General features: G+C 63.9%; 11 protein-coding genes and 1 pseudogene. 6 read left to right on the forward strand and 6 right to left on the reverse strand.

Annotation, left to right across the window (positions count from 1 at the left end; translation table 11 throughout):
* The 3 genes and pseudogenes from IT472_RS00080 to IT472_RS00090 all read right to left on the reverse strand — a co-directional run.
* Positions 1-1190 (reverse strand): dihydropteroate synthase (locus IT472_RS00080; RefSeq protein ID WP_297176510.1); only part of this gene is annotated, 1190 nt, incomplete at its 3' end.
* The gene (locus IT472_RS00085) at positions 1187-2284 is read right to left on the reverse strand and encodes a homocysteine S-methyltransferase family protein (RefSeq protein WP_297176513.1); all 1098 of its coding nucleotides are present in this window, start codon (positions 2282-2284) and stop codon (positions 1187-1189) included. The genes IT472_RS00085 and IT472_RS00080, both read right to left, overlap by 4 nt.
* A gap of 55 nt (positions 2285-2339) precedes the next feature.
* Positions 2340-3266 (reverse strand): annotated as a pseudogene (locus IT472_RS00090) (metalloregulator ArsR/SmtB family transcription factor); the annotation flags it as partial.
* A 141-nt stretch (positions 3267-3407) separates the two neighbouring features.
* Between IT472_RS00090 and IT472_RS00095 the strand changes: the two are divergent.
* From IT472_RS00095 to IT472_RS00115, 5 genes are all read left to right on the forward strand, one after another.
* Positions 3408-4556, forward strand: coding sequence for an acyl-CoA dehydrogenase family protein (locus IT472_RS00095; RefSeq protein WP_297176516.1), 1149 nt, complete (start codon positions 3408-3410; stop codon positions 4554-4556).
* A gap of 66 nt (positions 4557-4622) precedes the next feature.
* Positions 4623-9563 (forward strand): NAD-glutamate dehydrogenase domain-containing protein, encoded by a 4941-nt coding sequence (locus IT472_RS00100; RefSeq protein ID WP_297176520.1) that lies wholly within the window; start codon positions 4623-4625, stop codon positions 9561-9563.
* A 113-nt stretch (positions 9564-9676) separates the two neighbouring features.
* Positions 9677-10450 carry an NAD kinase gene (locus IT472_RS00105; RefSeq protein WP_297176523.1) on the forward strand — a complete coding sequence of 258 codons (774 nt, stop codon included), beginning with the start codon at positions 9677-9679 and terminating at the stop codon, positions 10448-10450.
* A gap of 30 nt (positions 10451-10480) precedes the next feature.
* Positions 10481-13141 (forward strand): EAL domain-containing protein, encoded by a 2661-nt coding sequence (locus IT472_RS00110; RefSeq protein ID WP_297176526.1) that lies wholly within the window; start codon positions 10481-10483, stop codon positions 13139-13141.
* Positions 13138-14064, forward strand: coding sequence for a 5'-nucleotidase (locus IT472_RS00115; protein ID WP_343231793.1), 927 nt, complete (start codon positions 13138-13140; stop codon positions 14062-14064). The genes IT472_RS00110 and IT472_RS00115 overlap by 4 nt, the downstream gene beginning before the upstream one ends.
* A gap of 115 nt (positions 14065-14179) precedes the next feature.
* Here IT472_RS00115 and IT472_RS00120 read toward each other — a convergent pair whose 3' ends face one another.
* From IT472_RS00120 to IT472_RS00130, 3 genes are all read right to left on the reverse strand, one after another.
* Positions 14180-14704 carry a DUF2939 domain-containing protein gene (locus tag IT472_RS00120; RefSeq protein WP_297176529.1) on the reverse strand — a complete coding sequence of 175 codons (525 nt, stop codon included), beginning with the start codon at positions 14702-14704 and terminating at the stop codon, positions 14180-14182.
* Positions 14705-14801: 97 nt separating this feature from the next.
* Positions 14802-15980, reverse strand: a complete 1179-nt coding sequence (locus IT472_RS00125) for a DUF4785 domain-containing protein (protein ID WP_297176532.1) — start codon at positions 15978-15980, stop codon at positions 14802-14804.
* Positions 15981-15990: 10 nt separating this feature from the next.
* Entirely contained in the window at positions 15991-16863 is an 873-nt protein-coding gene (locus tag IT472_RS00130) for a hypothetical protein (protein ID WP_297176534.1), read from the reverse strand.
* Between the two features lie 450 nt (positions 16864-17313).
* On the opposite strand from IT472_RS00130, the gene IT472_RS00135 reads away from it, so the two are divergent.
* Positions 17314-19578, forward strand: a 2265-nt coding sequence (locus IT472_RS00135; RefSeq protein ID WP_297176536.1) for a filamentous hemagglutinin N-terminal domain-containing protein, incomplete at its 3' end; no start/stop codon positions are given.

Below are 19578 nucleotides of genomic sequence, written 5' to 3' on the forward strand. Positions count from 1 at the left end.
GCCACCGCCTTCTTCATCACCCGCGCCGACTTGACCACCTGCGGCAGGAACATCTTGCCGGCGCCGAACAGGTCGCCGACCACGTTCATGCCGTCCATCAGCGGGCCTTCGATCACGTCCAGCGGACGCGTGGCTTGCAACCGGGCTTCCTCTGTGTCGGCTTCGACATAGGCGTCGATGCCGTTGACCAGTGCATGGGAGAGTCGTTGCGCAACCGGCAGCTTGCGCCAGGCCAGGTCCTCGACCTTCTTCTCGCCCTTCTTGCTGCGGAAGCGGTCGGCGATCTCCAGCAGCCGTTCGGTGCCGTCCTTGCGCCGGTTGAGGACCACGTCCTCGACCCGCTCGCGCAGCTCCGGATCGAGGCTGTCATAGATCGGCAGCGCGCCGGCATTGACGATGCCCATGTCCATTCCGGCCTGGATCGCGTGGTAGAGGAACACGGTATGGATGGCCTGGCGCACCGCTTCGTTGCCGCGGAACGAGAAGCTGATGTTGGAGACGCCGCCGGAGATATGGCTGTAGGGAAAGCGCTGGCGCAGTTCGCGCGCGGCCTGGATGAAGGCCACCGCGTAGTCGTCGTGTTCCTCGATGCCGGTGGCGATCGCGAAGCAGTTGGGGTCGAAGATGATGTCCTCGGGCGGAAAGCCGACCGCTTCGGTGAGCAAGCGGAAAGCACGGGTGCAGATCTCGACTTTGCGTTGGGCGCTGTCGGCCTGGCCGTCCTCATCGAAGGCCATCACCACCACCGCCGCGCCGTAGCGGCGCACCAGCCGCGCCTGACGCAGGAATTCGTCCTCGCCTTCCTTCATCGAAATGGAGTTGACGATGCCCTTGCCTTGCAGGCACTTCAAGCCGGCCTCGATCACCGTCCACTTCGAGGAGTCGATCATCACCGGCACCTTGGCGATGTCCGGCTCGGCCGCGATCAGGTTGAGGAATTCGACCATCGCCTTTTCGGCATCCAGCAGGCCGTCGTCCATGTTGATGTCGATCACCCGCGCGCCGCTTTCGACCTGCTGGCGGGCCACCGCCACCGCTTCGTCGTAGCGGTTCTCGACGATCAATTTCTTGAACTGGGCACTGCCCGTCACATTGGTGCGTTCGCCGATGTTGATGAAGTTCGCTTCCGGGCTGAGGATCAGCGGTTCCAGCCCGGACAGACGGGTGTAGCGGTGCAGGAAGGTGCTCATGCGGCGTCCTCCAGCTGCGGCAGCGCGCGCGGCGGCAGCCCGGCGACCGCGTCGGCGATCGCGCGGATGTGTTCGGGCGTGGTGCCGCAGCAGCCGCCGACGATGTTGAGCAGGCCGCTTTGCGCGAATTCGCGCAATTGCTCGGCCATGCTTTCCGGAGTTTCGTCGTAGCCGCCGAAGGCATTGGGCAGGCCGGCGTTGGGGTGGCAGCTCACCGGCGCGTCGGCCACCTGCGCGAGCACCGCGATGTGCTGGCGCAATTCGTGCGCGCCGAGCGCGCAGTTCAGCCCGATCGCCAGCAGCGGGAAGTGCCACAGCGAGTACCAGAACGCTTCGGCGGTCTGGCCGGACAGGGTGCGCCCGGACGCATCGGTAATCGTGCCCGAGACGATCACCGGCAGCCGCCCGCCGGATTCCTCGAACACGTCGCCGATGGCGAACAGCGCGGCCTTGGCGTTCAAGGTGTCGAACACGGTCTCGACCATCAGGATGTCGGCGCCGCCTTCGATCAGGCCGCGCGCCGATTCGCGGTAGGCCGCGGCCAGATCATCGAAACTGACCGCGCGAAAGCCGGGGCGGTTGACGTCGGGCGACAGCGAGGCGGTGCGGCTGGTGGGGCCCAGCACGCCGACCACGAAACGCGGCCGCGCCGGGTTGAGCGCTTCGACCGCGTCGCATTCGGCCCGCGCCAGCCGGGCGCTTTCGCGGTTGAGCTCGCGCACCAGGTGCTGCAAGCGGTAGTCGGCCAGCGAGATGGAAGTCGAATTGAACGTGTTCGTCTCGACCAGGTCGGCACCGGCGTCGAGATACTGGCGGTGGATGCCGGAAATCAGCGCGGGGCGGGTCAGACTGAGCAGATCGTTGTTGCCGCGCTGGTCGCTGGCCTCGCAGCCGCAGTCCGGGCCATGGACATGGCCACCGACCGCAAACAGTGCGTCATAGCCCTGCGAAAAACGCTCGCCCCGGTAATCGGCTTCCTCCAGACCCTCGCGTTGGATCATCGTGCCCATCGCGCCGTCGAGGATCAGGATGCGCTTGGCCAGCGCGGCTTCCAGCGCCGCGACGCGTTCGAGGTGTTTCCAGGCAAGGGTCATGTCGACAAGTCCAGCAGAAATTGATGCAGGCGCATGCGTGCAGCGCGGCGTGTCACGGCTTCACACCGGTGAGTGAAATCACTTCGAAATGGGGCGGCCTGCGTTCGCGGGTGACGGTTTCAAGGCTCGCTACCTGCAGGCCCGCCTTCTCGGCGAACTTGCGCAGCTCGCGAGCACTGAAGCCGAGGTTGACGTGCCCGTAGGCCTCGGCCACGTTGCGATGGCCATGCTTGTCGAGGCTGGACAACAGCAAGCGTCCGCCGCGGCGCAATACCCGCGCCGCCTCGGCCACGGCCTGCGCTGGCTTGGCTGCGTAGGTCAGGGCTTGCATCAGCACGACCAGGTCGAAGCTTTCGTCGTCGAAGGGCAGGGCGTGCATGTCACCTGCGCGTACCTCGACGTTACCGAATCGACGCAGTCGATCGCTGGCTGCCGCCACCATCCGCTGGTTGGAATCGATGCATACGTAGCGCCCCGAATGCGGGGCCAGCAACTCGGCGAGGACGCCGTCGCCGGAGGCGATATCGAGCACGTCACCCGGATACAACAGGGGGATCACCGTGCGCGCCATCGCTTCCCAGGTGCGCCCCGGCGAATAATGGCGTTCCATGTCGCCGGCCACGTTGTCTGCCCAGTTCTGGTCGGCGGCGCGGCTGGCGAGCACGCCGGCCACGCGGGTGGCGTCCTGGTCCAGCAGCGGATCGTCGCTGCCGCTGCGGATCGATTGCCACAAGGCGCGTTGCGCCGCGTCCAGACCCGCCTCGTCGAAGCGATAATAGGCAGAGACCCCGGCGCGGCGGTCCCGCACCAGGCTCGCGTCCTTGAGCTTGGCAAGGTGGGTGGAGACACGCGGCTGGGCCAACTGGGTGATCGCCGACAGCTCGGCCACCGTCAGCTCCTCGCGCTCCAGCAACGCCAGCAGCCGCACCCGGGTCGCGTCGGCAAACACCTTCAGATGCGCTGACCAGCCTTCGAGGTCCATATATCTTTCCATCGCGATTTAGCGATGAATTATACGTCGTGCGGGGCGCAGGTCAAGCAAGGGGCATGAGCCGCAGGCTGGGTTGGGGTTCCCTTCCCGGGCGTCTACAATAGGGCTTTCCTGTTGCGCCATGAGGCAGTCGTGGAGTTTGGCTTCAGTGAAGAGCAGCGGATGCTGCAGGACGTGGCCCGTCGCATTGCGCGTGAAAAAATCGCGCCCAGCGCCGAGTACCACGACCACACCGGCGAGTACCCGTTGGCGAACATCCGGGCGCTTGGCGAGAATGGGCTGATGGGCATCGAGGTGCCGGCCGAGTATGGCGGTGCCGGGATGGACACCGTGGCCTATGTGCTGGCGATGGTCGAGATCGCCGCGGCCGATGCCGCTCACAGCACCATCCTGTCGGTCAACAATTCGCTGTTCTGCAATGGCATCCTGACCTTCGGCACCGAGGCGCAGAAGCAGAGATACGTGCGCGACGTGGCCGAGGGCCGCGAGATCGGTGCGTTCGCGCTGACCGAGCCGCAATCCGGTTCGGATGCCACCGCGATGCGTTGCAAGGCAGTGCGCCAGGACGATGGCAGCTTCGTGGTCAACGGCAAGAAGAGTTGGATCACCTCCGGCCCGGTCGCTAAGTACATCGTGCTGTTCGCGATGACCGATCCCGACAAGGGTGCGCGCGGCATCACCGCCTTCCTGATCGACACCACCCGCGAGGGCTTCCACCGCGGCAAGACCGAGCCGAAGCTGGGCATCCGTGCTTCGGCGACCTGCGAGATCGAGTTTACCGACTATCGGGTCCAGCCCGACGAGGTGCTGGGCGTGGAGGGGCAGGGCTTCAAGATCGCGATGGGCGTACTGGACGCCGGCCGCATCGGTATCGCGAGCCAAGCCATCGGCATCGCGCGTGCCGCCTACGAGGCGACGATTGCCTACGTCAAGGAACGCAAGGCCTTCGGCCAACCGATCGGCGCCTTCCAGATGACCCAGGCCAAGATCGCCGACATGAAATGCAAGCTCGACGCGGCGCTGCTGTTGACGCTGCGCGCCGCGTGGCTGAAGAGCCAGGGCCAGCGGTTTTCCACCGAGGCCTCGATGGCCAAACTCACCGCCTCCGAGGCGGCGATGTGGATCACCCACCAAGCGCTGCAGATCCATGGCGGCATGGGCTATTCGAAGGAAATGCCGATCGAACGCTACTTCCGCGACGCCAAGATCACGGAGATTTATGAAGGGACCAGCGAGATCCAGCGCCTGGTGATCGCCCGCAACGAAACTGGCCTGCGCTGAAGGCCTAGACACATTGATCGGCCGCGCCCCGTGCGCGGCCGTCGTCCTTTGGAGGGAACGCTGCACATGAACAAGTCAACCGAAACCGGCGCCGAAGCGGGCCTGAAACCGATCCTCGACGTGATCGCCAAACGCGTGGGCAAGGGTGGCAAGGATCAGGCCGTGGCGTTTGCATCCGCGTTGTTCCGGCGCATGGATGCCGAGGAGCTCGCCAGCCGTGGTGCCGATGCCTGGGGCGACCTTGCGCTGGCGATGCTGGAGTTCGCCGGCACGCGCAAGCGTGGCAAGGCCAATGTGCAGCTGTTCAATCCACCGCTGAAGGCGGGTCCGGGCGGCGCGATCCACACGACCCTGCAGATCGTCAACGACGACATGCCCTTCCTGGTCGATTCGGTGGCGATGGCGCTGGCTGAACTCGGTATCGGCGTGCACGCGCTCGGACACCCGGTCATGCGGATCACTCGCGATCGCGCTGGCAAGCTCACCGCCGTGGGCGAGGGCGAGCGTGAATCGGTGATGCATCTGGAGCTGGATCGCCAGCCCAAGGAAGCGTTGGCGACGATCAAGGCGCGCATCACCCGCGTGCTCGATGAGGTGCGCGCGATCGTGGCCGACTGGGAACCGATGCAGGCGCAGATGCAGGCTATTGCTGCTGAATTTGAATCTCGCAAGTCGCCGATCAGCAAGGACGGCAAGCGCGAGGCGCGCGCCTTCCTCGACTGGGCCGCCGACAACCATTTCACCTTCTTCGGTTATCGCGAATACCGGGTCGAGAAGCAGGGCAAGGACGACATGCTGTGCGCCGTGTCCGGCAGCGGCCTCGGCCTGCTGCGCGGCGACGACGACAGCAAGCCACGTCCGGTCAAGTCGCTGGCCGCGCATTCGATGCGTCATTCCGGCTCGGTCGATGCGCTGATCCTGACCAAGACCAATGCCCGCGCCAGCGTGCACCGTCCCGGCTACATGGACTACATCGGCGTGCTGGATTTCGACGCAAATGGCAAGGCGATCCGCGAGCAGCGCTTCCTTGGGCTCTACACCTCCAGCGCCTACACCCGCCGCCCATGGGATATCCCGCTGGTGCGCGAGCGCCACAACTATGTAATGCAGCAATCCGGGCTGGACCCGGACAGCCACAGCGGCAAGGCCCTGCGGCACATCCTCGAAACCCTGCCGCGCGATGAGCTGTTCCAGTCCAGCGAGGAGGAATTGCTGAAGACCTGCATGGGCATCCTCGCGCTGCAGGAGCGTGTGCGCAGCAAGCTGTTCCTGCGCCGCGACCGCTATGGTCGCTACTACTCGATTCTCGTGTATGTCCCGCGTGACCGGATCGGCAACCGCGTGCGTGACCGCATCGAGGCCATGCTGCGTGATGCGCTGGGAGGCGGGCGCGTGGATACCCATGTGCTGATCGGCGAATCGCCGCTGGCGCAGTTGCACATCCTGGTGCGGCCGCCGGCGGAGGCCGACCACGCGGACGACATCGACATGCCGACGCTGGAACGGCGCCTCGCCGAAATCGTGCGCGACTGGGGCGATGAGCTGCGCGAGCGGCTGGTTGCACGCCATGGCGAAGAAGCCGGCCTGAAGCTGTTGGCCAGGTTCGGGCGGGCGTTGCCGGCCGGCTACATCGAGGAAGTCAGCCCGGAAATCGCCGCCGATGACGTCGAATACCTCGCCGCGCTGTCCGGCCCCGATGACCTGAAGCTGTCGCTGGAGGAGCCCAAGCAGGGCCAGGGCGGGTTGCGCTTCAAGCTGTATCGCCCGCTCAAGGACATTCCCTTGTCCGATGCGCTTCCGCTGATGGAGAACATGGGGTTGCGGGTGATCACCGAGCATCCCTACCGCGTCGAGGCGGAAGGCGGACTGGTCTACATCCAGGACTTCGAAGTGGAGTCGCTGCAGGGTGATCTCGATGTGGACGCGCTGGACGAGGACTTCGAGGAAGCCTTCGCCCGCATTTGGCGCGGCGACGCCGAGAGTGACGGTTTCAACCGCCTGATCCTCGCCGCCGGCCTGAGCTGGAAGCAGGTGGCGATGCTGCGGGCCTACTGCAAGTACCTGCTGCAGACCGGCATTCCGTATTCGCAGAGCTACATGGAAGCGACGCTGACCCGCTATCCGCTGCTGGCGCGGCTGCTGGTCGAGTTGTTCGAGGCGCGCTTCGACCCCTGCACCGGACACGAAAGCAAGGGCGAGATCGAGCGTGGCATGGAGCAGTTCGGAGCGCAGTTGCGACAACTGGTCGCCGGTGATGACACCGCGCTGAAGGCACTGGATGCGCTCATCAAGGCGCGTACCGGCAGTCGCGAGGCGCAGATCGAAGCCGCGCGCGGCGCGTTGTTCGGCTTGCTGGATCGCGTCGCCAGCCTCGACGAGGATCGCATCCTGCGCGCCTTCATCGGCGTGATCGAAGCGACCCTGCGCACCAATTACTACATCGACTACACCGATGGCCTGCGCAAGGATGGCGGCCCGGCCGACTACCTCGCGTTCAAGTTCGACACCGCCAAGGTGCCGGACCTGCCCAAGCCGCGGCCGTTCCGCGAGATCTGGGTCTGTGGCCCACGGGTGGAAGGCACCCACCTGCGCTTCGGTGCGGTGGCGCGCGGTGGCCTGCGTTGGTCGGACCGGCGCGAGGATTTCCGCACCGAGGTGCTGGGCCTGGTCAAGGCGCAGATGGTGAAGAACACGGTCATCGTGCCGGTTGGCAGCAAGGGCGGCTTTTATCCCAAGCAGCTGCCGAACCCTGCGGTCGATCGCGATGCTTGGTTCGCCGAGGGCGTGGCCTGCTACAAGCGCTTCATCAACGGTCTGCTGGACATCACCGACAACATCGTGGGCGACAAGATCGTGCCGCCGGCGGGCGTGGTGCGTCACGATGGCGATGATCCCTATCTGGTGGTCGCCGCCGACAAGGGCACCGCGACCTTCTCCGATACCGCCAACGGCATTGCCCAGGCGCATGGCTTCTGGTTGGACGACGCGTTCGCGTCGGGTGGTTCGGTGGGCTATGACCACAAGGGCATGGGGATTACTGCACGCGGTGCCTGGGAATCGGTCAAGCGCCATTTCCGCGCGCTCGGCCGCGACAGCCAGAAGCAGGATTTCACCGTGGTCGGCATCGGCGACATGTCCGGCGACGTGTTCGGCAACGGCATGCTGCTGTCCCAGCACATCCGGCTGGTCTGCGCCTTCGACCACCGCCACATCTTCCTCGACCCGGATCCGGTGGCGGCGACGTCGTTCAAGGAACGCCAGCGCCTGTTCAAGGTGCCGCGTTCGAGCTGGGCCGATTACGACGCCAAGCTGATCAGCAAGGGCGGCGGCGTGTACCCGCGTTCGCTGAAGTCGATCGAGATCACCCCGGAAGTGCGCGCCGCACTTGGCCTGGCCGACGACGTCAAGCACATGACCCCGACCGACCTGATGCACGCGGCCCTGCGTGCGCCGGTGGACCTGCTCTACAACGGCGGCATCGGCACCTACGTCAAGGCCTCCAGCGAGAACAATGCCGATGTCGGTGACCGCGCCAACAATGGCCTGCGCGTCAATGGCGCCGACCTGCGTTGCAAGGTGATCGGTGAAGGCGGCAACCTCGGCATGACCCAGCTCGGCCGCATCGAGGCCGCGCAGGCCGGCGTCCTGCTCAATACCGATTTCATCGACAACTCGGCCGGTGTCGATACCTCCGATCACGAGGTCAACATCAAGATCCTGCTCAACGCCGAGGTGCGCAAGAAGAAGCTCACCCTCGATGCGCGCAACAAATTGCTGGCGTCGATGACCGATGAGGTCGGCCACCTGGTGCTGAAGGACAACTACCGCCAGAACCAGACCCTGAGCCTGATGGAGCGGATGAGCGCGTCGCGCCTGGGCTCGAAGATGCACTTCATCACCATGCTGGAATCGAAGGGCCTGCTGGATCGACAGATCGAGTTCCTGCCGACCGACGCGCAGGTCGCAGAGCGCAAGCTGCGCGGCCAGGGCCTGACCCGGCCCGAGCTGTGCGTGCTGCTGTCCTACGCCAAGCTGGTCGCATTCCCGGAGCTGCTGGCCTCGGATATCCCGGAAGACCCCTACCTGTCGAAGGAGTTGGTGCAGTATTTCCCGCACCCGCTGCAGAAGGATTTCGTCAAGGCCATGGGCAACCACCGGCTGAAGCGCGAAATCATCGCCACCGCGGTGACCAACTCGACCATCAACCGGATGGGCGCGACCTTCCTGCAGCGCATGCAGGAAGACAGCGGACGCAGCATCGGCGAAGTGGCGCGCGCCTATACCATCACCCGCGAAACCCTGGATTCACGCGAACTGTGGGCGCAGATCGACGCGCTCGACGGCAAGGTGACGGATGACGTGCAGATCGATGCCTTGATGGTGATCTGGGAATTGCAGCGCGGCTTTACCCGCTGGCTGCTGGCCCGTCCCGGCGCGGTGCCGGCGATCACCACCGCGGTGGAGCGTTACCACGATGGCTTCCGCGACATCCGCGCCGGCGAGGGCATCCTGCCGGATTCGCAGCGCCCGGCCTACGAGGCGATGCGCAAGGAATGGCGCGGGAAGGGCGTGCCGGCGGCACTCGCCGACCAGTTGGCAGCCCTGCCATACCTCGAATCCTGCCCGAACATCATCGAGCTGGCGCGCGAACGCAAGCTGGGCGCGATCGACGTGGCCAAGGTCTATGTCCGCCTGTCCGACGCATTGCGCGCACCGTGGCTGCGGACCCAGATCGATGCGCTCAAGGTCGAGGGCCGCTGGCATGCGGTGGCCCGCGGCGTGCTGCGCGATGAACTGTCGTCGCAGTTGCGCACCTTGACCGCGCAGGTCCTGTCGCTACCCGGCAAGAACGCCGACGCGAAGGTGGCAGCGTGGCTGGCGCGCGATGATGCCAACCTGCGCTTCACCCTGGCGATGCTGACCGAACTGGCTTCGCAGAAGGTGCTGGACTACCCGACCGTTTCGGTGGCGGTGCAGCGGGTGGCGCAGTTGGCCAGCCGGGCCTGAGTGCAGCCCAGGCCCCAGCCATCTGCGTCCACAGGACCGGAATGCCTCCTCTGGGCGGCATTCCGGTCGCGGGTTGGGCCTGTTTTGGCGTAATCCGGCGTTATCCTGAAGGCATGAGCCACGTACAGCGCATTGCCTTGCTGTCCAGTCCTGCGGAAGAGGCCCAAGTCGCCTTGGCTGCGCTGGAGTTGCGCCATGGCCGGTGCACCCCCGAGGAAGCCGATGTCCTCGTTGCCTTGGGCGGGGATGGTTTCATGTTGCAGACCCTGCACCGCTACGGTGGCCTCGGCAAGCCGGTCTATGGCATGAAACTGGGCACGGTCGGTTTCTTGATGAACCAGTACCACGCCGACGATGACTTGCCGGCGCGCATCCTGGCCGCCGAGCCGGCGATCCTGCACCCTTTGCAAATGATCGCGCACACCGAGTCCGGTGCCAGCGTCACCTCGCTGGCCTACAACGAAGTCTCGCTGCTGCGGCAGACTCGGCAAACGGCCAATATCTGCATCGAATTGAACGGCGAGGTGCGGCTGGGTGAGTTGGTCTGCGATGGGGTGATGCTGGCGACTCCGGCGGGTAGCACCGCCTACAACTTCTCCGCGCATGGGCCGATCCTGCCGCTGGGTGCGAACGTGATGGCGTTGACGCCGATAGCACCGTTTCGGCCTAGGCGCTGGCGTGGCGCCGTGCTCAAGTCGGGGGCCGAAGTGCGGTTCAGGGTGATCGACCCGCACAAACGGCCGGTCAGCGCCACCGCGGATTCGCACGAGGTTCGTGATGTCACCGAGGTGCTGGTGCGCGAGTCGCGCGAGCATTGCGTCACCTTGCTGTTTGATCCTGAACACAATCTGGAAGAACGTATCCTGATCGAGCAATTCACCGTATAAACATCCTGTCTGATGGCGGGGATGGCCAGCATGGCAAACGAGTGGCAGGACATTGCTTCGAGCCCACCCGCCGAACCGGGCGGACGGCGTCACGTGCGGGCTTGGGATTGGGCGCTGCTGGCCTTCCTGCTGGCCATGGGATTGACCAGTTGGCTGGCGCTGGTGGAGAAGCGTCGCGGGGAGCGCGATGCGCATCACGCGTTCACGATGGAAGCACGGTTGATCTCCGACAAGATCCGGGAACAGTTGCAGCAGTGCGAGCACCTGGTGCGGGCCTTCCAGTCGGTGTTCCTGGCGTCCGAACATGTCTCGCCTGAGGAGTACGCCCGAGCCTACGAAAACATGCGCTTCAACGACCACGTCAGGTTCAGCTTGCAGGCTCTGGCCTATGCCGAACGCCAGTCTGGGCCGGCCGGTGATATCTATCCCACGGTCCTGTACGCACCGCACGCCGGCAACGAGGCACTGGCTGGCTTGGATGCGGCGTCGCAGCCGATGAATCTTGATGCCATCCTGCGCGCCGGTGACAGCAACAAGGTGGCGATGTCGGCACCGTTTCCGTTGTTGCAAAGCGGTGGTGCGGGCCCGGCGGATGGTTTGATCCTGCGTCTGCCCGTCTATGCCGGCGGCACAGTGCCGGAATCGGTGGAAGGGCGCCGCCAGGCCTTGGCAGGATCGGTCGGGGCGTCGTTCCGGTTCCTCGACCTGATCGATCCGGTGATTCCGAAGACGACCCAGGCATTGGCTGACGTGCGCATCTCGGATGTCAGCGAGGCTGCCCCGCAGAGGCTGTTCGAACGGCATTTCGGTGAGCGCAACAGCGAGGAAGTGCATGTCGTCGAGTTGAATTTCGGTGGTCGTCGCTGGCAGGTGAGCGGGCACCCAAAATACGACCAGGAAGCACAGGGCGACTGGGTGCGGGTGCTCGGGATCGGAGGACTCATCAGCATCCTGCTGGCCGCCCTGACCTGGTCCTTGGCCGCAACGCGTGAGCGGGCGATCGTGCTGGGAACCCGGATGGGCAGGCGTTACCTGGACAGCGAGGAGCGGTTCCGCCGGCTCAACGAATTGTTGCCTTGCTTGGTGCTGCTGGTGCGCAAGAGTGACGGTCAGATCGTCTATGGCAATGCCTCAGCACGCGAGCGCTTGGCATTTGGAAGCAGGGATGCCGCGCTGGCCTCCGTGTTGCCGGGTGCGGCGCCGGAGTTCCTTGACCAGGTCGGCAAGATCGGACCGAAAGGCCCACAGGCTCCGGACGTCGGGCGGGACGTGCAATTGCGTGGCGCCAACGGGCGCCTGTTCTGGGCCAGTGTCTGGGTCAGCCATATCGAACTCGAAGGCGTCCCGCTGTGGTTGCTTGTGGCCAGTGACAATTCCGAACAGCGCCAATTGACCGAGCGCTTGAGTTACCAGGCCAGCCACGACACCTTGACCCACTTGCCCAATCGAAGCGAGTTCGAGCGCAGCGTCCAGGAACAACTGGATCGTCCAGGGCAGCGGAGCGGTGCCATCCTGTTCATCGACCTTGATCAGTTCAAATTAATCAACGACACCTCGGGGCACCACGCGGGCGACACCTTGCTTGCGCAGCTCGCGGTCGAGATGCGCGAGAAGCTGCGTTCGGTCGATGTGTTGGCGCGGCTGGGCGGCGACGAATTCGGCGTGCTGTTGCCAGGCGTGGCTGATCTCGAGACTGCCATGCAGGCAGCCGAACGCCTGCGTGCGTGCATCGAAGGCTGCCTGTTCAGCTGGGAAGGGCGCGGCTATCCCATCAGTGCCAGCGTCGGGGTTGCCATGCTGGCCGGTGCCGTGACTCTCAAGGAGCTGTTCACCCACGCCGACGCGGCCTGTTACCAAGCCAAGGATGCGGGTCGCAATCGCGCCCATGCCTACACCGAGGACGATGCCGCCATCCACCGGCGGATGGGCGAGATGGAATGGGCCAATCGTGTCCAGGATGCCCTGCGTGAAGGGCGGCTGTTGCTGGATTTCCAGGAATTGCGGCCCCTGCGCGGGGACAGCGGCACGGGCGCACATATCGAATTGCTGTTGCGCTTGCGCGGCGAGGACAATGGCGTGATTCTGCCGGGGGCGTTCCTCCCGGCCGCCGAGCGCTATGGCCTGATGCCGATGATCGACCGCTGGGTGGTCGAAACCGCATTGGGCAACTTGGACCGACTGCACCCCGACGGCACGCGGCTGTCGACCTGCGCGATCAACCTGTCGGCAGCCAGTCTGGAGAATTCGAGCCTGTACGATCGGATCGCGCAGTTGATCGGCATGCACCAACTGGATCCGCAGCGCTTGCTGTTCGAAATCACCGAATCCGTCGCGATGCGTGACTTCACTGCATCCAGTGCGCTGATTGGCCAATTGCGCGCACTTGGGTGCCGGGTTGCGCTGGATGATTTCGGTGTCGGGATGTCCTCGTTCGCTTATCTGAAAGACCTGCAACTGGACATGGTGAAGATCGACGGTAGCTTCGTTCAGAACATGGGCAGTGACCAGATGTCGCGTTCGATCGTGCGGGCGATTGCCGAGATCGGCCACCAGCAGGGGCTGGAGGTGGTGGCCGAATGGGTGTCTTCGACGGAGATGCTGGAAATCCTGGCCACGATGAACGTGGATTATGCGCAAGGCTTTGCGCTGCATCGGCCGGAACGCGTGCTGTTCCAGCGGGACGCGGCGTGACCGCGGCAGGAGGGGCATCGACGCCGCGGGGATCACCCCTGGTGGTTGCAATCACGGCGCGCGCGCTGTTCCTGATGGAGGATAGCCATGCCCTGTTCGAACGCGAGGGCATCGAGGCGTTTGCGGAATTCCAGCGCCGCCACGAGGACGACACCCTGGAACCCGGCATCGCCTACCCGCTGGTGCGCAAGTTGCTGGCGCTCAACGCCGGCGTGCCCGCGGATCTGCCCCGGGTGGAGGTGATCCTGCTGTCGCGCAATTCTTCGGACACCGGCCTGCGGGTGTTCAATTCGATTGATCATTACGGACTGGATATTCGTCGGGCCACCTTCACTGCGGGCGCGCCGGTGTGGCCCTACATCCGTCCGTTCGGGGCACAGTTGTTTCTCTCCGCAAATCCGGAATCGGTGCGCGCCGCGCTGGCGGCAGGCGTTGCGGCGGCGACGATCCTTCCAGAGAAAGCCAACGAGCCACGGCAGTCGCAGTTGCGCATCGCCTTCGACGGCGATGCCGTGCTGTTCGGGGACGAAAGCGAGCGGGTCTCGCGCGAGCAGGGCGTGGAAGCGTTCGGTCGCCACGAGCGCGCACTGGCGCACGAGCCGCTGTCCGGTGGGCCGTTCCGCGGCTTCCTGTCGGCACTGCATGACCTGCAAGCGGCGTTCCCGGCTGGGGAGGATGCGCCGATCCGCACCGCCCTCGTCACCGCACGCTCGGCTCCGGCGCATGAGCGGGTGATCCGCACCCTGCGTGAATGGGAGGTGCGACTGGACGAGGCATTGTTCCTCGGTGGCCGCGACAAGGGCCCGTTCCTGGAGGCATTCGGCGCCGACATCTTCTTCGAGGACTCCCCGCACAACATCGATTCCGCGCGACGCCACGTCGCCGCAGGCCATGTGCCGCACGGCGTGGCCAACGACGGTTGAGGTGGCCTGGTCTGAATCAGCAAGCCTTGGCGATTCAGAGGTGTGAGCCGAATCCGGGTCTGCAGCGGACGCGGCGTGTGCTGACAAGTCCAGGATGGTCTTGTTCAGCGCTGCCTCAGTTGTCCGGCAGCCGCAGGCCGGTCAGTTTCCAGCTCAGGCCATCGCGTCGGAATTCGAACACCAGCGGCTTGCCCTGTGCGTTCGGAACGCTGGCAGTGAACAGTGATGGCGATTCGTATCGCGTCTGGGCGTGTTCAAGCGGATCGAACGCTGCGTTGGCGGCCATGCCCGCGGGGCGCAGGGTGTCGCCACGCAACAGCCGGTCGATTCCCTTGGGCGAGGCGATGGCCTCCAAGGCGGTCTTGCTGACCATCTCGGAGACCTCACCGATGGTGATTGGGGATTGGCTGGGGCCGACCCGTTCGATGAGGCCGCGCGCGATGCGCTCCCTGAGTTGCGGGCCGAGGCTGGCGCGCAGTTGTGCGAAATCAACGAAGCGCGGCAATTCGCTGGCCCGGTTATCCGCAACGACGTGGCGGATGCCGTTGATGGCCAGGTACGGGCCCGCGGCCGCATAGCCGAGCGTCGCCAACACCGCAAATATGGCCAAGGCCAACAATCCTTTGACCTTTCTGTTCATTCCAATCTCCGTGACGTCCAGGACACAGGGTGCGCAAATGACGACAGCCGGGCAAGCCCGGCTGTCGTTGCAACACTGGCGTTGGTCGGAAACCCGGTCAGAATCGCGCCGCACGAGCGTGCGACTCGATCGGTGCCATTCGCCCTTGGTCGTTCAACTCGAGCTGGCGCAATTCGAATGGGGCTCCGTATCCGGCGGGAACGTGCGCCCGTTCGAACTGCAGCACCAGGCTGCCATTGCCGGCGTTCATCCAGGCCGCTGCATGGGCTTCCGACACCGGCCTCAGGCTGCCGTCGGGTGCGCTGGCGTACAGGGTGCCGCGTGCTTCGTAGCGGCCCGGTGAGGCGGCTTGCACCGGCAAGGAAACCCGCAGGCGGCTGGCATCAAGGGCAAAACTGCCGATGAAGCGAGCGGTGGGCTGTGCCACCGAGAACGCGGTGCGGATGTCGCGAGGGATGCCGCTGATGTCAGAGAACACCTGCAGCTCCCAAAGGCCGCCGCCCTGGCGGGCCTGGCTCGGCAGGTTGAACACGGCCTCCTGTCCGCCACCTGCCACGTTACGCACGGTCACTTTCTGGCTGCTTCCATCCGGCGCCACCAGCAGTGCGCTGGATCGCAGGTTGCCGCGATGACCATTGGCGGTGGATCCGATCATCACCCGCATCGGTTGGCCAGCCAATGCATGGTCGCGATCGGGTCGGGCATACAGGAGTTGGTCGCTGTTGGGTTCGAACACGTGGACGACGTACCGTCCGCTGGCATGCTGAGCGCGCAGGATCGTTGGGCCTGCATTGCTGCCGGCGCCAAGGCGCAGCACCTGGGTGCCAGCGCTGGCATCCATGCCGGCCCTCCGCAGGGCCTCGGCATCCGCGGCTCGATCCACGGCCACCCGGCGGCCTTGCGTCGAGACCGTGAAGTCACTTGAGCGCAAGGCCCTTGCGTCCCGCGCCGGGCTGATCCGGACCAGTGCGCCAGGCGAGGACATCGCCAGTGACACGCCTCGGTTCAATTCGCTGCCGTCGACGGTCAGCCAGTATTCGCGACTGGTGGAGAGGTAAGGGGCTGGCTGTGACAGCGAAAGGTTGGGGTCGAGCGCCCACGAGAACGAAACCGGCTTGCGCTCGATCATGCCGGTCGGTGCTGGCAGCGACACCAACCGGGTCGGGACCTGGTCGCCGGCAGCGGCGGGCAGAAGTGGCTGCGCGGCTTGCGCGGCCGGCAGTGCGAAGGTGGTCAGGGCGGCCAAGGCCGCGGCATGCAGGATCTGGGGGCGCATGGTCGTGGCCTCACTTCATGTCGTTGCGAAGGATGGTGTCCAGGCCGAAGCAGGCGCGCCGGCTCTGGTTGTGGCTCAGCGGTTCGCTGCCGGCCATCCTTGATTTGTCCTGGAACCACACCGAACCGGCGGCTGATTGGCTGCTGCAGTTGAGGAACCCATCGGAGCAGGTGTCGAGCCATGCCTGGGTCACCTCGAGGCCGACGTTCAGGGTGTAATTGCCGCAATAGCTGTCGGAATCCCAGACCGCGGAATCCACATCGGTGCCGACCACGCTGCGGAACAGCTTGGGCAGCGACGGGCGGCCGCCGGTGCCGTACAGGTAGTTGCCGTTGTAGTAGGCCATCCAGCTGACCTGCTGTTGGCGAACCGCGTCGGACTTGTAGCCCAGCAGCCAGCCCAGCGATGATTCGAAGACATTGCCGTTGATGGTGGCATCCGCCAGCGGCGTGCCGGCCGAGGACGGCGCCAGTGCATTGACGCGGACGATCTTGCTGATGATGTTCGGATAACGGCTGTCATAGGTCGGGTTCGACATGATCCAGCGGATCACGTTGCCGCCATTGGAGTGGGTGATGATGATCAGCCGGGTGATCTTCTTGGCGTTGATGAAGCTGGTGAGTTGGTCGGCGAGGCAGCCGGCGGCGCGGCTGTCCCACATGTATTGCTCGAAGTCGCAGTTGATCACCGTGTAGTTGGACGGATTGGCCAGGCCGGCGCGGACGTTGTTGACCATCGTCGGCTGCCAGTAGTCGTTGTAGGCGTTGGTCTGGTGGCCGGTACCGTGCACGAAGGCGACGCCGGTGACGTCGGCGGCCAGCGCGGGCGAAGCAGTGAACAATGCGGCACACGCCAACAGCGCGCCGTACGCGAATCTACGCATGGAATCCCCCAGGTTTCTGCGATGCCGCTGGGTCGCCTGCGGCGGGCGTACTGCACCGTTCCAAACGGTACAGTACGGAAAGCATACGCATGCGTATAGGGCCATGTCATGCCGCAGTGCGGCATGACAGCGCGTGCCATCCCGTTCGAGGTGGCGTGCGATCGTGCGGTAGGGACAGAGTCGACTTCTGGTCGCGTGCTCGTTGGATCGACTACAGTGAAGTCATGGACAATTTCGCATCGCGTGGAAGTGGTCGAAGCCACGACACTTGGCCCGTTTCAATTTGTCCATCAGATTTGAACGTCGCGGACGAATCCGGAAGCAGTCCGTGGCGTGCATCATGAAGTGAATGATTGAGGGGGGCGAATCTCAATGAAGGGATACCGAACACTGTGCCGTAGCCAACGCGTTTTCCGCCGCCGCAGGCTGGTACTTGCCCTGGTAGCAGCCATGATGCTGCCCCTGCAGGCCTCGCCCCGTCCACTTGGGCAGAATCCTGCCTATGTCGAAGGGATCCCGCAGATCAGCGCGACATCCAGCGCCAGTCCGGCCACCCCAATGGCCGGCTTGCCGACACCGCCAATGACAAGTGGGCCGTCCGTCGCGATTCCACCAGTGGCTTGCCCCACCTGTTTGCCGGCGAATGGGCAAGTCGTGTCGGGCACGATTTCGACCAATTTCGGCCCCCCGTCGGGAATCAACACCGGTCCCACCATCAGCGATGACACCATGGTGATCACCCAGACTTCACAGGGTGCCATCATCAATTGGAATGCGTTTGATATTGCTTCCGGATTCACCGTTTCGTTTGTCCAGCCCAATGCCGATAGCGTGGCTTTGAATCGTGTCATTGGCGGTCTTGGCAGTTCCCAGATCTTTGGAAATTTGACTGCGAATGGCCAAGTATTTCTGATCAATCCGTTGGGCATTACGTTTGGTGCGGGTTCGCAGGTGAACGTTGGCGGCCTTGTTGCCTCGACGTTGAATATCTCGGATGTTGACTTCAACACCGGCGTCACCAGCAAGCATTACACCTTCGCTACCGGTGCGACCAATGCGGGAACGGTGGTCAATTCAGGCAATATCACCATTGCTGACCGCGGCACCGCAGCATTCATCGGTTCCTATCTTGAAAATTCAGGAACCATCACCGCGCCACACGGCAGTGTGCTGTTCGGTGCCACGCAGTCGGTCACGCTCGATTATTTTAACGATGGCCTGACCATGATCACGGTGGCAGGCAGCGGCATGAGCAAAAGTGGCTGTATCGGCGCATGCCAAGGCGGCATAACCAGCAATGGGACCATTGCTGCGCTTGCCGGGTACGTGGACATGCGTACCAATACCGACGACAGTTCGCCCGCGACGGCCGGTTCATTGATGGTCAACGATACGACTTCGATCAGTGCTGGTATTTGGAGGATTTCCGGATCGAATGTTTACCTGGTCAGCAACCAGGTGGCCGCACCACCGATTGGGGTGACGATCGAATCCGGGGCAATCTCAACGGCACTGAACAACAATACGTCGGTTCATGTGTATGCCAATGGAACAACCCCGGGCTATGGCCGTCTGACCATTTCAGGCGGGGTCAGTGTGGCCGATAGCCTGTCAACCATTGGCAAAGAATTCTGGCTGCTTGCCAATGATGGAATCAGTGGCAGCGGTTTCAGCATCACTTCAACTGCCGGTCCGTTGGATATTCGTTTCATTGGCAATGAATCCGGCATCACAACGGCGAATGGGCTCATTAATTTCACTAATTTCACAATTGCGAATCATGGTGGCGACCTCACCCTGCAGGGTGGTGCGAATGGCGATGGCGTGCGCCTGTCCACTGGGACGATCGATACCGGTGGCGGAGATATCACGATCGTTGGGGACTCGAATTCCAACGGCGTTTATCTGTATCGCACCGATGTGAGTTCGGGTGGCGGTGATGTGTCCATCGATGGCGATGGCACAAGCGGCGTTGGTGTCAGGATGCGCTACGGTGGTATTGATAGCGGTGGTGGTGCCGTTGCCATCGATGGCGATGGGGCGAATCTTGGTATTTATCTTGCCAATACCTATCTTCATAGCAGCGGCGGGGCGATCACGCTGGACGGTGCTGCCACGGCAGCACTTGGTGATGGAGTGCGGCTGCGCAACACCAACCTGACTGCCGATGCTGGAGATATCACGATTCACGGTGATGATGCACTTGGGGATGGGATTGTCATCCTGTATAGCCCAGGGATTGTCACCACCACCGGCGCGATTGGTCTGTACGGTACGGGTGATACCTATGGTCTTAACATGGGTGGTCAGGCCATCAGTACGACCAGCGGCAATATCACGTTGTATGGCCTGGCCACCAATACGCGTGGCACGGGCGCTGGGGTGAGGGTGACCGGCACAGGCTTGGCCACGGCAGGCGATATCTCGATTGAAGGCCATGGTGGACGTTATGGCATCACTTTCAGGGCCCCGACGCTGACCAGTGGCGGTGATATCACGCTTGTGGGCGATTCGAATTTCAACGGGATTGATTTATACCGGGCGCTTGCCCAAACCAGCGGCGGTGATGTGTCCATCGCTGGCAATGGCGCAAGCGGCTTTGGTGTCAGGATGCGCTACGGTGGTGTTGATAGCGATGGCGGTGCCGTTGCCATTGATGGCGATGGGACGAATATGGGTATTTATCTTGTCAATACCTATCTTCATAGCAGCGGC

Origin of the sequence: Thermomonas sp., assembly GCF_020850895.1 — a bacterium.
Classification (GTDB): Bacteria; Pseudomonadota; Gammaproteobacteria; order Xanthomonadales; family Xanthomonadaceae; genus Thermomonas.